Below are 16,346 nucleotides of genomic sequence, written 5' to 3' on the forward strand. Positions count from 1 at the left end.
CGATATGATGAAATATGCAGCATAAATAATGTTAATAACTTTAACTAAAGTTGCTTTTTTTAATCATAGAATACAGGTAGGTAGCTTTTTAAAAAACTACGCTGGTAGCATCCATTTGAATTCAAACTTTGTATCTGGAATTACAATTCTCTCTGTAATTCTATACATTCTATCTGGAAGATTCATCAAATAATCACGTGCTTTTTCTGCTTCTGGTGTCAAATTGGTAATCTTGTCAATTTCCCACATGGTGTTTAATTTCCTTAAAATGTCTACATAATCGAAACCTGTATACACACCCACTCTTTGTGCAACCGCAGAAAAATCATCAAATAAACTACCCTTTGTACCAAAAGATGCTCTTAAATGCATGGCAGGCATTACTATTTTGTATTTCATCATGTGTTGGAAAGCCAACATCATTTCACTTGGGTCTATCTTAAAAATTTCTTTTACAAAATGTGAATAGGCTTGATGGTGACGCATTTCATCTCCTGCAATAATTTTAGACATTTTAGCCAATGCTTTGTGTCCTTTTTTACGTGCAATTTTAGCGACATTGTTATGCGAAACATAGGTTGCTAATTCTTGAAACGTTGTGTATACAAAGTTTTTATATGGATCTGTAGAGGTACCAATATCGAAACCGTCTGCGATTAAATGTTGGGTAGAAATTTCTACTTCACGCATGTTTACACGGCCTGATAAATACAAGTACTTGTTTAAAGTATCTCCGTGTCTATTTTCTTCTGCCGTCCAAGTTCTTACCCATTTTGCCCAACTGTTATCTGGGTCTTGTGAAACGCCATCTAGGTCTAACAGCCAAGACTCATAGGTTGGCAAAGCTTCTTCTGTAATCGTATCTCCTACCAGTACTACCCAAAAATCGTCATGTAAGTCTTTAGAAAGTTCTCTTATTTCTTCAACTTCTGAGATAAAACGCTCTTTTTGAGAGTTTGGCAAAAAATCTGTGGGTTGCCATATTTTTTCTGGAGGAATTAAATACTTTTCCATAAAAGTATCCATGCTTTTCTCAAGCGTTAACATTACTTCCTTTCTAATGTTTTTAATCGTAGACATTCTTATTGTTTTATGTGTTCTTTAATTACTGTTTCTGTTTTTTGTAATAATTCTTCAAAAGGTAAAGAATTAACTTTTATGGGTTCATGTGTTGTAATGGTAATTGGACTTCCTATTCCTAATGGGAATTTACCATATTTAAAGACTTTCCAAGAATTATTAATGGTTAAAGGTACAATATATCCGTCTTTGTTATATTTTGTGATGACTTTTAATCCGTTTGAAGCGAATTTTTTTGGTGTACCGTTTCTACTTCTTGTCCCTTCTGGAAAAATAATTGCACCCCATTTTTCTTTATTAATTTTTTTAGAAAATCTTACCAATTCACTTATTGCTTGCTTTGGGTCTTTTCTATTTATTAATGCTGCGCCACCTTTTCTTAAATTAAAAGAGACACTTGGTATCCCTTTTCCTAATTCTATTTTTGCTACAAATTTTGGATGGTGTTTTCTAAAAAACCATCCTATTGGAGGAATATCGAACGTAGATTGATGATTGGAAACAAAAATAATAGACGTATTTTCTGGTATTTTATAACTGTTTATTACGCGTATTGGCACACCAATAAGTAACATTGATTTTACTAAAAAGAAATTAAGCGCTGCAACAACTTTTCCGTGTGCTTTATGTCCAAATAAATGATAACTCAACCATTGAAATGGATGAAAAATAATAAGCAATAGGATAAAAACAAATATAAATATTGGTGATAAAATGTAACTTAGTATTTTCATTTTAGAACCAGTTATTCCAAGGAATTCTTGAAAGTATTAATAACAATCCTATTCCGTAGAAAATTACAAATGTTTTAAACTTTGCCGTATCTGTTGTTTTCTTTTTATGCTTAGACCAACCTATGGTAATAAAGACGATGGCTAAAATCATCATGATTGGATGTTCTACTGCTAATAGTCGTATTTCTTTTGTTTTCATTACGGTACTTGCATCTGTAATTAAAAGATCAAACCAAGGAGACATAAAATACCACACCAAACCTATTAATAGTTGAATGTGAGATAAAATTAGCGTGAATAGACCAATCCGTAAGTCTTTATCTTTAAATGCTTTCTTTTGTGTGAATCCAATCACTGCATTTACAACTGCAAATATTAAAATAGCAAGTACTATATATGCCCAATAAGAGTGTACGTCTTTCATCATAGCTGTTGGTTTTTTAGCTTTTACAAAGTTACTAATTTTTATGCATAAAAAAACCACCTTGGAAAAGGTGGTTTTAAAATATAATTATAAAACATCATCTTTTCTTTCTAAAACAAAATTATTGCAAAATGCAATTAGAATTTTTAATAATTTTAGATCTCATTTATCTAATTATATGTTGATTCCTATAGGAATACACAAACAAAATACAATCAAAATGAAACAATATTAAACCAAAAAAGGTAGTGATATAAAATCACTACCTTTAGATTATTAATTCTGTAACGCTGTTTTAGCACGACGTCATATATTTTTTTATTATTGGTAAACCCAAATCCCATTTTCTTTAACAACTTTTTTAGTCTCACTACCAGTTGAGCCTGTGTAAACAACAAAAGTCAAAGCGTATTTTTGTCCTTCTTCTGCATTAGGATTTCTTGTATCCAATAATACATTAAATACCTCTAACAACATTTCATCATTCCAGAAATTGCCACTTGAATCACGTCTATCAAAACTTCCAAAGAAACCAACATTATCAGCTGGGCCAGGATAAATACTAATAAAAGAATTTGATATTAAGGCAATGTCTGCAGCTAAAAACGTATAACTGATAGTATTATCTGGTACCCAAATTCCATCTTCAATACCATATTGGAATGAGGTTTCAATAATATCTGGTGTTAATTTCCAATTATTACCATCAAAAATACTTTTACCATATTTTGTAGAAGTACTTCCAGAGAAGAATTTATATTGAACGGTAGCTAAATCTCCAGCTTGCGCAAAAGGAAATATATCTTCTAAGAAGATATCTAAGATATAGATATTACTGTTGCTAAAGTTTGAACGATTATCAGCAAAACCTAAAGAGTTGTAATCTGATTTTGTAAATGCATAAGGAAACTCCCAGTCTCCGTCATTTTTAGCAATAACTGCTGATATTTCTACAACAGTAACGTTTTGAACATATGCACCTGCTGTGTAAATTAAAGTCATAGTTTCTGTTGCTACAGAACCATTATAAACTACGTATGAAACAGCATATACATCACCTTCTGAAGCTGTTGTTGGTAAAACTAGATTAAAAGCTTCAACAAGCATTGCTTCTGTCCAAGCATTATCGCTAGAACCAACTCTTGTATCAAAACTACTAAATCGAGCTAAATTAGCTGCAGGATCAGGATATTTAGTCATTAAACTTGTAGCTATTGCATCATAATCCGCACTTGATAAAGTGTAGTCTGTTGCCGTTACAGCAATTACTTGAGCATCTAGTTTTAGAAAACTATATCCATTATGTTGTATTGTAAATGATTCAGATCCTGGGCTTCCATTATAAATTGGAAAACTAGCTGCTAAAACTTGACCAGTATTATAGTCGCTTGCCAATAGTATAGTAAGAGCTTCTACAATCATATCATCAGACCAATATGCATCTCTTCCAGCTCTCCTTTCAAAGTTTCCAAATCTACTTGCACTAGCTGTAGCTTCAGGATATTTTGAACCTAAAGCACCTTCAATAGTTACAAAATCATCATTGCTTAATTCATATCCTAAAATTTCCGCGTTGTATGTTAACTCAACAAAAGTTCCGTTACTTGCACTTTCCATGTTGCTTGATAAAAAGTCGTCAATATCATTTATATTTGATAAAGTTTCAGATGCAGTCATCATTTCTAAAACAGTTTCATCAAATAAGTTGTAATTAACATTAACTAATGAGCCTTCTCCATAAACTGGGAATTTAGTCATTAGAAAATCAGGAATTAACAAATCTGCTTGATCTTGAGATTCAAAGAATTCTTCATCATTTAGTTCTGTTTCATATAATTCATAATCTTCTGTGATTAAAGTATATGTTTCTACTGCTAATATATTATTATCAACAGGATTTTCGTTGTATACATCCTCTAGAGGTTCACAAGATGTAAATACTAAAGTAATGATTGCGAATAAATAAAATATTTTTTTCATTTTATATAAATTTAAAAATTAATTTTTGCTCCAACACTAAATGTTCTTCCAAAACCATAGTATACTGCAGCTGTTGCAGCATTAGAATCTGTTCCATCTTGTGCATCTGATATATATACAGTATCAAAAATATTGTTAACTCTAGCAATAACCGTTGTTTCGAAATTCCCAAAGTTAAAATTATGTCTTAATGCAGTATCAAATAAATGAAAAGATGGTACTTCCCAAGCATCTGGTCCTGGTACTCCTCTATCACTTGGGTTAAAATCTGCATATAAGTTTCCAGCATAATTGTAATCTAGCGTAAACAAAGTATTTTCAGATAAATCATAATTAACTCCTAATGCAAAAGTAGTCTGTGCTGCATCTGCAACATGGACATCTTTAATAAATAAATTCACGGTCTCTTCTAACTCGTTATCTTCATTAAAAATTTCAACATTTTCAACATTGTTAGCCCATCTCCAGTCTCCTAAAGAAGCCATACCAGTTAATTTTAGTTTATCACTTACTCTGTAAATAAAATCTACTTCTAAACCTTGGTGAATTGCATTTACTCCTAAAATGTTTGCAAAACCTAAAGTCCCATCTTCTCTTTGAAAACTTGCTGATTCAGACCTATCGTTCCAATTAGTTCTATATACATTAACATTACCAGTAAATTTTTCGCTTCTTAATGTGTACCCTAACTCAAAACTTGTAATCTTTTGATTTGGAGCATCCTCATTTGTATCCGTATTACTATTACGATTCGCGAATACTGCATTAAAAAATGGTGCTCTTTCAAAGTAACCAATATTAGCAAATACTCCGTGATTTTCATTAAGGTTATAGTTAACACCTCCTTTGGAACCAAAACCAATAAAATTAAACTTATCAGAAGTTTGATTTGGATCAGAATCTAAATAATTGAAACGATCTACTCTTTGATATGAAGTAGAGGATACGTTCACAGAAATAAACGCAGAAAGATCATTTTTTGAATACTCTAATTGAGTAAAACCACCTAACCAGCCTACTTGGCCATCGTTATCATAAAATATTTTATCTCCTACTTGAGCAGCATTAACTGGATTATTAACATTAGCATCATCTAAATAGTATTGGCCTCCTAACAAATCTGTTAATTCGGTAAAGTGTAATCCTTTATAACCTCTAAAGTCTAAACCAGTTAAAAAAGTTAGTTCTTCAGTTAAATCTGTTTTTAATGTAGATAAAACGCCGTACCAATTATGGTCATTTCTAGAAGCTCTTAAAATAGATTCAGAACCATTAGCACCACTTGCTATATTTTCATCAACAATCTTATCAAAATTAACAGTGCCTAAAGTACCAATTCTATAATTGTCATCTTCAAACCCAAATTTATTAGTTCCACCGAATCCACCACCACCACCAGAGCCAGTTGAAACATAGGCTGCTGTAGAAACAAAAGTTTTATCGCTTACATTCCAATAATGATTTAAAGAAATTTGAGGCTTATGATAAAAATTATCTTCTACACTTGTTAATTGCCCATCTTTATAACCCCAATCTGAATTGTATTTCCTTCCTCTTTCACTTTTTCTAAAAGTAGCAATTAAGTGTCTGTTTTGTCTCTGACCATGTCTTTGTTTTGCTCCAAAAGCAGTTAAAGATAACTTATGTTCATCATTAAATTCTTTGGTCACATTTACAAAATAATTAAAACCTGTAAAAGGTGTACCATCTACATAACCATCTCCAGTTACTGTTGCTGCTGCAACAGAAACGGCAACACCGTTATCCATTAATCCAGTAGAATAATTAAAACCGAATTTTTGAAAACCATCATTGGCTAAATCATAAGTAACACTTCCACCTTCTTCAACATCTGAAGTTTTCGTTAAAATATTAATGGTTCCTCCAATGGATGGCACAGCTACTTTAGAAGCGCCTAAACCTCTTTGAACTTGCATTGCACTAGTTACATCTCCTAAACCTGCCCAGTTAGACCAGAACACTCTACCGTTCTCCATATCATTAACAGGTACACCGTTAATCATAACCGCAACGTTTTCTGAATTAAAACCACGTAAGTTAATTCTACCATCTCCATAACCACCACCTTGCTTGGTCGCATATACACCTGGAGTAGATTTTAAAATCTCAGGAAATTCTTGAGTTCCTAATTTTAATGCAATTTCAGCAGCTTTTATTGTTGAAACTGCTACTGGAGTTTTTCTATCAATTGCAAAAGAGTTAGAAACAACTACTATTTCATCTAAAGCATCCTCATCTTCTTGTAATTTGATATTACCAAGATTTGTTTTTGCTGAAGTAAATGAAACTTCTGTAGATTTGTAACCAATAAATGAAACTACCAATACCCCTGAGCTAGATTTAGCAGATAAAATAAACTTTCCATCAAAATCAGTAGAGGTTCCGTTTGTTGTTCCTTTTTCAAGAATACTTGCTCCTGGTAATGGCTGATTGGTTTCATCTACAACCGTTCCAGTAATTTTACTTTGCCCTAAAACTGTAGCTGTTACAAAAAACAAGACTACAAATAATAAGTTTTTAAAATTTCTCATTGTTTAATTTTATATTATTAAATGTTTTGCAAAATTCTTGTTTTTACGGACTTCTAAAGTTAACTTAATGTTAAGGTTTAACAAAAAATTAAGAAATTTTAACTTAATCAAAAACATCCTTACGCACTAGTAAAGAGCACTTTAAACACCCATATGCTTATTAATAAAAAGAAAATGGAAAATTAAATTTTTGAGAATTGTTTTTTTTAAAGGAATTTATGACTGCTTATTCAACAGTTTCTTAGCTAATTCTTTGCCTAGTTCGACACCAAATTGATCGTAACTATAAATATTCCATAAAATTCCTTGTGTATAAATTTTATGCTCATATAAAGCAATTAATTTCCCTAAAGACCTCGGAGTAAGTTTATCAAAAAGAATGGCATTGCTGGGTCTGTTTCCTTCAAAAATTTTAAAAGGCAATAATTGAGAAATCTTGTCTTCATTGCCTGCAAATTTTAATTCTAAATGCACCTCTTCTTTCGATTTCCCGAAAGCCAAAGCTTCCATTTGTCCGTAATAATTTGCCATTAATTTTTTGTGATGATCTGTTAAACCATACAAGGATTCTTTATATCCAATAAAATCTGTAGGAATTAATTTGGTTCCTTGATGCACCAATTGCATAAATGCGTGTTGCATGTTTGTACCTGTACTTCCCCAAACAATAGTTCCTGTTTGATAGTCTATTTGATCTCCATTTCTATCTACACCTTTTCCATTACTCTCCATAATGGCTTGTTGTAAATAATCTGGTAACTTTTTTAAATATTGTGAATACGGCAATACAGCTTCCGTTTCTGCCTTGTAAAAATTATTGTACCAAATGCTTAAAAGGGCCAACACTACTGGGATATTTTTGTCAAAATCTTCACTTCTAAAATGGATGTCCATTTCTTCTGCACCATCTAATAAAGCTCTGTAGTTATCGAATCCTACAGACAAACTTATGGATAAACCCACTGCAGACCACAAAGAAAAACGACCGCCAACCCAATTCCACATTGGAAAAACATTCGATTTATCGATTCCAAAATTATCTACCGCTTCTAAATTTGTTGAAACTGCCACAAAGTGTTTTGGAATATCAAAAATAGTTGCCGATTTTAAAAACCAGTTTTTAAGAGTTTCTGCATTTGTAATGGTTTCTTGTGTGGTGAATGTTTTTGAAACAATAACAAACAGGGTAGTTTCTGGATTCAGTTTTTTCATCACTTCAGAAACATGATCTCCATCTATATTTGAAACAAAATGAGTCGTCAACTGATTTTTGTAATATTGTAAAGACTCAACCACCATATCTGGCCCTAAATCTGAACCTCCAATACCAATATTTACAATATCTGTAATTGATTTACCCGTATAGCCTTTCCATTTTCCAGAAATAACTTTATTACTAAAACTTCTAATTTTTCTTAAAGCTGCTTGTATTTGTGGTTTGATATTTTTTCCATCCATAAAAACAGGCTCTTCAGAATTACTTCTTAATGCTGTATGTAAAACGGCTCTGCCTTCGGTAACATTAATTACTTCGCCAGAAAATTGCTTTTCAATAGCATCTTTTAAATCTACCTCTTTTGCTAATTCCACTAATAAATCTAGTGTTTCTTTTGTAATTCTATTTTTTGAAAAATCAACTAACAGGTCTTCAAATTCTAATGAAAAATGTGCTTTTCTATTCACATCTTTATACAATTCTTTAATAGTAATGTCTTTATGATCATTAAAATGATTTGTAAGTTTCTGCCAAGCTTGAGTTTTGGTTGGATTGATGTTTTTTAAAGCCATTTTCTTAGTTTTGAGCAATTTCTTCTGTAATTATAGAAGGTTCTTCTATTGGTAATTGATTATAATCTAATTGATATTTTAGCGGAGTTATAAATTCTAAATATCTAGGTTTTATACTTTTCTTTAAAGGTTCTGCAGCCGGTAATTTTTGTTTAAATGGATCTACTTCTCTACCATTTTTCCAGAAACGGTAACAAACATGTGGTCCTCCAGTATTTCCTGTCATTCCAACAGTACCAATAACCTGACCTTGTTTTACGTACTGCCCTTTTTTGACCATCCGTTTTTTCATGTGTAAATACTGTGTAGAATACGTACTATTATGCTTAATCTTTACGTAATTTCCATTTCCACCTCTTTTTGCGGAAGCAACAACGGTTCCACTAGAAGTTGCTAAAATTGGCGTACCAATATTTGCAGCAAAATCTGTACCTCTATGAGGTTTTATCCTATTTCCGTAATACGCAATTCTTCTTTTTAGATTATATCTTGAAGAAATTCTATATTGAAACTTAATTGGAGATTTTAAAAACTGACTTCTGAGCATATTCCCAACTTCATCATAATATTCTGGGATGCCGTTTATAGTATCTGCCGTAAATTTAAATGCATAAAGATTTTCGCCTTTATGATTAAAAACAGCCGATTTCACATCACCATAGCCAGCAAAAAGTGAATCTTTTATATATTTTTCTTCAAAAACTAATTTAAAAGAATCTCCTTTTTGAAGTTTGTAAAAATCTAAAGTCCAGGCATAAATATCTGCCACTGTATTTGTTAAATTTGATGCTAAATGCAAACTGTCCATTGCATTCGAAAGGCTAGAGTATATTTTACCTTCTACAATTTTCTCTACAGTTTTTATAGGTTGAAGAAAGGTATATGCTTCAATGATAGAATCTTTAAAATCTACAACGGTTGCCCTAATTTTATTATTTTTATAAATAAAAATTTTAGCTTCTTCTATAGAATCTTTACTTGCTAAAATCATATAGGGTTTGCCTGCTCTAACTCTTCTAACATCAAAAACTTCTTTTATTGAAGTTGCTATTTTATTTATTTTAGGATAATACACATGATGCCTGTCTAATATAGTTCCAAAACTTTCACCACTTTTAATGGTATCTAGAATTACTTTGTAATCGTCTATTTTGTAGCCGTATTTATAAACCGGTTTTGGAATTGGCTTTGACGTTGGTTCTTTCTTTATTTCATCAGTTTTGCAAGCAAAAACAGTAAAAAAAATGAGTAAACAGTAGATTATTTTTTTCAAAAATTAACAGCGATTAGATTTAGCTTTCAAAAGTACAAATAAAATTGGTGCGTTTTAAATCTAAAGCAGGAAGTTCCTAAAACGGTTTCGTTAAAATTTTGGTAAAAAAATTCTCAAGAAATCTTTATTTTTTACCAAAATCATTTGCCAACCCTTTGTATTTCTCAAGTTCTGCCCTTAAAGACCCTACAGATAAATCTGCTTTCATCTTAATTGGTATTTTGTTAGCGTCATCTGTAATCCAGATGGTTACACTTTCTTGCGCTTTAAAAACTCTACCAGACTGCACTATGGGTCTAAATATTAAAGAATTTACTTTTCCGAATTTTGTTTTTAGAACCTCTCTTCCTAAAAAACGAAGCTTAAAAGGATATACTTGAGAATCCATAAACATATCAATCGCAATTTCATCGCCCGTTTTCATGTTTTTTACATCTTGATTTCTCAAATAATAAAAAGAAGAAAGCATGTCCTGAATATTAGAAAAAGGAATGGTAGTATCTGTTTGTTTTAAAAAATCTTGAACATAAGCTTTGTTAGAATCGTAGTTAAAATTAGTAATTCTGTGTTTTTTGTAACCACCTTCATCGATTTTTCTTTTAAAAACGTAGGGTTTAATCATGTCTTTATCAAAATAACTTTCATAAACGTCGTCTACCCTAAAAAACCATTTTATCATCCCAGAAGTCCAACCAGATCCTTTGGTATGAAAAACTTCTTTGCCATTTAATTCTGTTTCTTCAACTTCTAAAACGGCTGTTCCTGCTCTTAAAAAACCACTATAACTCATTTTATAACGCAACCATTCCCCATCTTTAAAGGCCACTTGCTTTTGCTGTGCAAACACAGAGATTGTTAATAATAAAACCAGCATTAGTATTGTATTTTTTTTCATAGTTTTCAAACTTATAAAAAAGTAATGACAATTACCGTTCCAAAAATGAAAAAAGCCATTTACAGACAATTGTAAGTGACTTTTTAACTTTTTGTTCAGATTGGATTGAATTCTGAAGTTTCCTTATATTCTTTATTTAGATCCCCGTTCCTACTTGCCGCAGGCAGGTTCACGGAAATGACTCCCGAAGTTTCGCGACGATGGAAAACCGAGGCAAGACCTCAAGGAATTCTTTTCTATTAAAATAGCAAAAGCTTTTAATAAAACCCATAGATCCCGCTAAAAAAGCGGGATTAGCCTGCCTGCTGGCATAGGCAGGTTCAGCTAGCAATTTTTAATTCATTGCTTCGCTTCCGAAGCTTCGGAATAAAAATTGAGTTTCACTAATTTAAAAGGTTCCCCAATTTTTTAATTCATCTTCACTCCATAAATAAGGGTAAAAAATTCTACGTTGAAATTTAGGATGCATGTATTTTCGCCAACTACTACCACCAGTAGCTTCTAAATCTTTCTCTTTTCCTCCTAAATACTTTCCTGCTGCATTGTAATGCGCCATGACCCATTTTACATTTACAGTATAGTCATAGTGTCGCATTGCTTTTATCAAATCTTCATTTTGCTGCACATCTTTTGGTAGTTGTTTAAATTTTTTTGATAGATTGATATCATTATAATCTTCCATAAAGTCTATAAAATCTCCTAAATATTTTTTTTCAAAGAGATTTAATAAGGTTGATTTTTGCCCGGTTGTATAATTTTTACCTGCGGCTTGCCAATACAAATGATTGTATGCATTTTTAAAAGATGAATTTCTATCTATGGTATCTCTGTAACGTGCATCTATTAAATTAATGAGTTCTGTTGAAGCGAATTCTATTTTTCTGTATTGTGCACTTTGAAAACCACTTGCAGGTGTTAGTGTATTTCTAAATTTTAAATATTGCTCTTTTTCCATTCCATCTGCCATCACAGAAAAGGAGCTACACAACATATCAAAATACCTGCTGATTCTTCCTAAATGCATTGCAAATTTATCCGCAGAAACTTCAACTTCTTTAGCAACCTGATCAATTTCCCACAAAATCATTTTAAACAACAACTCATTCACTTGATGATACATGATAAAGACCATTTCATCTGGCAAATTTGTTCTTTGCGTTTGCAAACCCAAAAGTGCATCTGTCTGAATATAATCCCAATAGGTAATTGGCTTACTCCACAACAAACCTTCTAGCATGGCATCTACAGGAACGCCTAGTTTATCGTACTTTTCTTCTATTGCTTTTAGTATTTCGTTTCTGTTCATATTTTTAGAATCAAGATATTAGAACAAAGAAACAAGACTTTTTCTTTTCCTGCAAGGTCTTTAAGACCTTGTAGGTATAAATTATAACAGTTAAAAACCTTGCAGGATATAAAACTATTTGCTCTTTTTATTCATTCTTTTATTTTATTTGGGCGTTTTAGTAGGCTTTCCATGATATCTTTTTGTCGAAAAAACAAAAAGGATGTCATTTCAATCCTTAACGCAAACCTAGAAATTCTAAACCATTTCCAACAATTCCAAATATTTGTAAGTATAAATTATTGTGATATTTAAGATAGCTACAAGATTATTGTAATATTTAAAATACCTACAAGGTTAAAAAGAAACCTTGCAGGATGTTTTATGAGTGAACATTTTGTCTTGTTTCTAGTTTCTTTTATCTTAGTTCTTGTCTCTTTTTTAAAGTATTCCTCCTTAAAGTTTCTTCTCTTTCCATTTTTTTCCTTTTCCTACAAGGCTTTTGTGCTGAACTTGTTTCAGTATCAAAAACCTTGTAAGTATAATTTAAGTATTACTGTTTCATAACAAAGAAACAAGACTTTTTCTTTTCCTGCAAGGTCTTTAAGACCTTGTTGGTATAAATTATAACAGTTAAAAACCTTACAGGATATAAAACTATTTGCTCTTTTTATTCATTCTTTTATTTTATTTGGGCGTTTTAGCAGGCTTTCCATGATATCTTTTTGTCGAAAAAACAAAAAGGATGTCATTTCAATCCTTAACGCAAACCTAGAAATTCTAAACCATTTCCAACAATTCCAAATATTTGTAAGTATAAATTATTGTGATATTTAAGATAGCTACAAGATTATTGTAATATTTAAAATACCTACAAGGTTAAAAAGAAACCTTGCAGGATGTTTTATGAGTATTTTGTCTAGTCTCTAGTCTCTAATTTCCAGTTTCTAAAAATCTTGCATCTTTTTTAAAGCGTTCCTCTTTTTGCTTGTTCTCTTTCTATAGATTCGAATAATGCTTTAAAGTTTCCGGCTCCAAAACCTTTGGCACCCATTCTTTGGATGATTTCAAAAAATAAGGTGGGTCTGTCTTCTACAGGCTTTGTAAAAATTTGCAACAAATACCCTTCTTCATCTGCATCAATCATGATGCCTAAGCCTCTTAATTTTTCGATATCTTCTCCTAACTCATGACTAAACTCTTGTAGTCTGGCAGGAACTGACTTGTAATATTCTTCTGGCGGCGTTGATAAAAATTCGATTCCGTTTGCTTTTAATTGCGAAACTGTTTTAATAATATCATCAGTTGCCATGGCAATATGCTGCACGCCTGCACCTTCATAAAAATCTAAATATTCTTCTATTTGAGAACGTTTTTTTCCTTCTGCGGGTTCGTTAATTGGAAATTTAATTCGCCCATTTCCATTTGACATTACTTTACTCATTAATGCAGAATATTCTGTGTGAATTTGCTTATCATCAAAAGATAAAAAATTGACGAACCCCATTACATCTTCATAGAATTTTACCCATTTGTTCATTTGATTCCAACCCACATTACCCACCATATGATCGATGTATTTTAGTCCTGAAGTTGGCGGATTGTACTCGGATTCCCATTTTTGAAACCCTGGTAAAAATGTTCCGTTGTAATTTTTACGTTCTACAAACATGTGCACGGTTTCTCCATACGTGTAGATTCCTGCTCTTACCACTTCACCATGGTCGTCTGATTCTACAGTTGGCTCCATATAAGATTTTGCGCCTCTTGAAGTTGTTTCTTTATACGCCTGTCTTGCATCTTCTACCCATAAAGCAACTATTTTTACACCATCACCATGTTTTACAATATGATCGTTTATCGGCGATTTACTGTTTAGTGGAGTAGTTAAAATAATTTTAATTTTATCTTGCGTCAACACATAGCTTACCGAATCTTTTGCACCAGTTTCTAAACCTTTATATGCATAAGATTGAAAACCAAATGCTGTTTTATAAAAATGTGCAGATTGTTTTGCGTTACCCACGTAAAATTCTACATAATCTGTTCCTAACAACGGAAGGAAGTCTTGTGCTCCTTCAAATATTTTTTCTAAACCGTAGTTTACTGATTTTATTTCTTTTGCCATCTTTTTGATGTTTTTGCAGACCTCACAGGTTTTAAAAACCTGTGAGGTCTTATTTATTTATCCCATAAAGGGTTTGAAACCCTTTTAGGTTGTTAAGTGTTTATTTTACTAAAAACTCAAATGTTTTTGAAAAATTTGAAGTTTTATAGATTTATAAAAAAGCTATTTTTCTCCTTTTAGCAATTCCCTTTACAAACAAGTTTAGCCCAGATTGAACGGCTTGTTTGAACTCTTTTTTGCTTTTTCGGCAAAAAAAGTGAGTAGTGAAAGCTGGAAATAGCTTCTAATAATTATTTTAATGAACTTCTTTTACCATATAACCATAGAAAAACATAGTTTTGGATATGTTACTAATCCCCCTCCTTCGGAGGGGTTAGGGGAGGCTATAACCAAGATTTGTAATACTCTCTATCTGCAATTTTCATGGCTTCTTCTGTAACCTGTAAAGGCTTAAAAGTATCTACCATTACTGCCAATTCTTCGGTTTTTGTATGCCCAATACTTCTTTCGGTTGCTCCTGGGTGGGGACCATGAGGAATTCCTGCTGGATGCAAGGAAATCTGACCCTGATCAACATCATTTCTGCTCATAAAATCGCCATCTACGTAATACAAAACCTCATCTGAATCGATGTTACTATGATTGTATGGTGCGGGAATTGAGTTTGGATGATAATCATACAAACGCGGCACAAAACTGCAAATTACAAACGCATTTGTTTCAAAAGTTTGATGCACTGGTGGTGGTTGATGAATACGTCCAGTAATCGGCTCGAAATCGTGAATTGAAAATGCATAGGGAAAATTATAACCATCATAACCAACTACATCAAAAGGATGCGAAGCATAGGTCATTTCTATAATTTCACCTTGTTTTTTTACTTTGATTAAGAAATCTCCTAACTCATTATAGGTTTCTAATTCGTGTGGTCTTCTTAAATCTCGCTCACAAAATGGCGAATGTTCTAATAGCTGACCAAACCAGTTTCTATACCTTTTTGGCGTATAGACTGGCGAATAGGATTCCACAATAAAAAGTCGGTTATTTTCATCATCGAAATCTAATTTATAGATAATTCCACGAGGAATTACTAAATAATCTCCATATTTAAAATCGAGATTTCCTAAATGCGTACGTAGTTTTCCTGTTCCTTTATGAATGAAAATTACTTCATCGGCATCTGTATTTTTATAGAAATAATCTGTGGTAGATTGTTTTGGTGCAGACAGAATAATATTACAATCTGAGTTTGTCAACACTACTTTTCTACTTTCTAAATAGTCGTTTTCTGGTGGAACTTGGAAACCTCTAAATCTGTAAGACTGAATATTGTTTGCTTTCGCAATTTTTGGTTTTACTGAATATTGCTTGCCAATTTTCTTGACCATGGTTGGTCTGTGTTCGTGATACGAATTGGTAGACATTCCGTCGAAACCAATGGTACCAAACAATTGTTCGTAATATAAACTGCCGTCTTTTTTACGAAATTGCGTGTGTCTTTTGGGTGGAATTTCTCCTAATTTATGATAAAAGGGCATAGTTTTTAATGTAATAATAAATTAATAATTTAATGTAACAGTGTTCTAATAGAAGATAGTTGATACATTATTAAATTGCTCAATTGTTACATAATTGAATTACTCTGGATTGCGCTTTATTAAGAATTTTAAGTAAGATAGTAAGTCTGAATACATTTCAATCGATTTCGTGTCTTATACAAAGATACAAAAAGGAATGCAGAAAAAATCTACTATAGAAAATGTTCCACACCCAATAATTGATATAATGGAGTTATTGCTACAAATGCTATTAAAATATACACCAAAATTTTTACAAAAGTTGAAGTTGATTTTTCTGCAATTATAAAATTTGCATCTAAACTATTTGATTGTAATAAAATATCTTTTGATTGGTAAATAGGAGTTTCTAGTGCGTCTTTTGAAGAATTACTTTTTCGGATCTTGTTATAATATAAAAGTAGAACTGATATTATTATTACAGAACCTAAAGAAAACATCACTAAGCCAAATAAGTCTAAACCATTTTCATATGGAAAAAAGGGGATTGTATTTAATGCTATCATAATTTCAATTTTCATCTAAAATAAGAAAATTAATTAACGTACTATGAATTCCTGCCTACGCAGGAATGAACTGTGCTTAAAAACAAATATTTGGTTGATAATTTTCTATATATTTTTGTTTTGA

Annotated in this window: 12 protein-coding genes; all 12 read right to left on the reverse strand. The window is 31.8% G+C overall.

What is annotated here, in order from left to right:
* Positions 1 to 96: 96 nt before the first annotated feature.
* Positions 97 to 1,080, reverse strand: a complete 984-nt coding sequence (locus tag Q0998_RS18575; protein ID WP_299672692.1) for an acyl-ACP desaturase — start codon at positions 1,078 to 1,080, stop codon at positions 97 to 99.
* A 2-nt stretch (positions 1,081 to 1,082) separates the two neighbouring features.
* Positions 1,083 to 1,814 (reverse strand): 1-acyl-sn-glycerol-3-phosphate acyltransferase, encoded by a 732-nt coding sequence (locus Q0998_RS18580; RefSeq protein ID WP_299672695.1) that lies wholly within the window; start codon positions 1,812 to 1,814, stop codon positions 1,083 to 1,085.
* A 1-nt stretch (position 1,815) separates the two neighbouring features.
* Positions 1,816 to 2,238: a hypothetical protein gene (locus Q0998_RS18585; RefSeq protein ID WP_299672726.1), complete on the reverse strand. Its 423-nt coding sequence runs from the start codon at positions 2,236 to 2,238 to the stop codon at positions 1,816 to 1,818.
* 321 nt (positions 2,239 to 2,559) lie between these two features.
* Complete coding sequence (locus Q0998_RS18590; protein ID WP_299672698.1) at positions 2,560 to 4,218, reverse strand: hypothetical protein; 1,659 nt, start codon at positions 4,216 to 4,218, stop codon at positions 2,560 to 2,562.
* A gap of 11 nt (positions 4,219 to 4,229) precedes the next feature.
* The gene (locus Q0998_RS18595) at positions 4,230 to 6,770 is read right to left on the reverse strand and encodes a TonB-dependent receptor (RefSeq protein WP_299672701.1); all 2,541 of its coding nucleotides are present in this window, start codon (positions 6,768 to 6,770) and stop codon (positions 4,230 to 4,232) included.
* 216 nt (positions 6,771 to 6,986) lie between these two features.
* On the reverse strand, positions 6,987 to 8,558 hold the full coding sequence (gene pgi / locus Q0998_RS18600; RefSeq protein WP_299672704.1) for a glucose-6-phosphate isomerase: 1,572 nt from the start codon (positions 8,556 to 8,558) through the stop codon (positions 6,987 to 6,989).
* 4 nt (positions 8,559 to 8,562) lie between these two features.
* Positions 8,563 to 9,831 (reverse strand): peptidoglycan DD-metalloendopeptidase family protein, encoded by a 1,269-nt coding sequence (locus Q0998_RS18605; protein WP_299672707.1) that lies wholly within the window; start codon positions 9,829 to 9,831, stop codon positions 8,563 to 8,565.
* A gap of 124 nt (positions 9,832 to 9,955) precedes the next feature.
* Entirely contained in the window at positions 9,956 to 10,726 is a 771-nt protein-coding gene (locus Q0998_RS18610) for a DUF3108 domain-containing protein (RefSeq protein WP_299672710.1), read from the reverse strand.
* Positions 10,727 to 11,114: 388 nt separating this feature from the next.
* Positions 11,115 to 12,032: a tryptophan 2,3-dioxygenase family protein gene (locus Q0998_RS18615; RefSeq protein ID WP_299672713.1), complete on the reverse strand. Its 918-nt coding sequence runs from the start codon at positions 12,030 to 12,032 to the stop codon at positions 11,115 to 11,117.
* 946 nt (positions 12,033 to 12,978) lie between these two features.
* Entirely contained in the window at positions 12,979 to 14,139 is a 1,161-nt protein-coding gene (gene hppD, locus Q0998_RS18620) for a 4-hydroxyphenylpyruvate dioxygenase (RefSeq protein WP_299672717.1), read from the reverse strand.
* Between the two features lie 383 nt (positions 14,140 to 14,522).
* Positions 14,523 to 15,677, reverse strand: a complete 1,155-nt coding sequence (locus Q0998_RS18625) for a homogentisate 1,2-dioxygenase (protein ID WP_299672720.1) — start codon at positions 15,675 to 15,677, stop codon at positions 14,523 to 14,525.
* Positions 15,678 to 15,889: 212 nt separating this feature from the next.
* Positions 15,890 to 16,222 carry a hypothetical protein gene (locus tag Q0998_RS18630; protein ID WP_299672723.1) on the reverse strand — a complete coding sequence of 111 codons (333 nt, stop codon included), beginning with the start codon at positions 16,220 to 16,222 and terminating at the stop codon, positions 15,890 to 15,892.
* Positions 16,223 to 16,346 lie beyond the last annotated feature (124 nt).

Source organism: uncultured Polaribacter sp. (genome assembly GCF_947501385.1).
GTDB lineage: Bacteria > Bacteroidota > Bacteroidia > Flavobacteriales > Flavobacteriaceae > Polaribacter.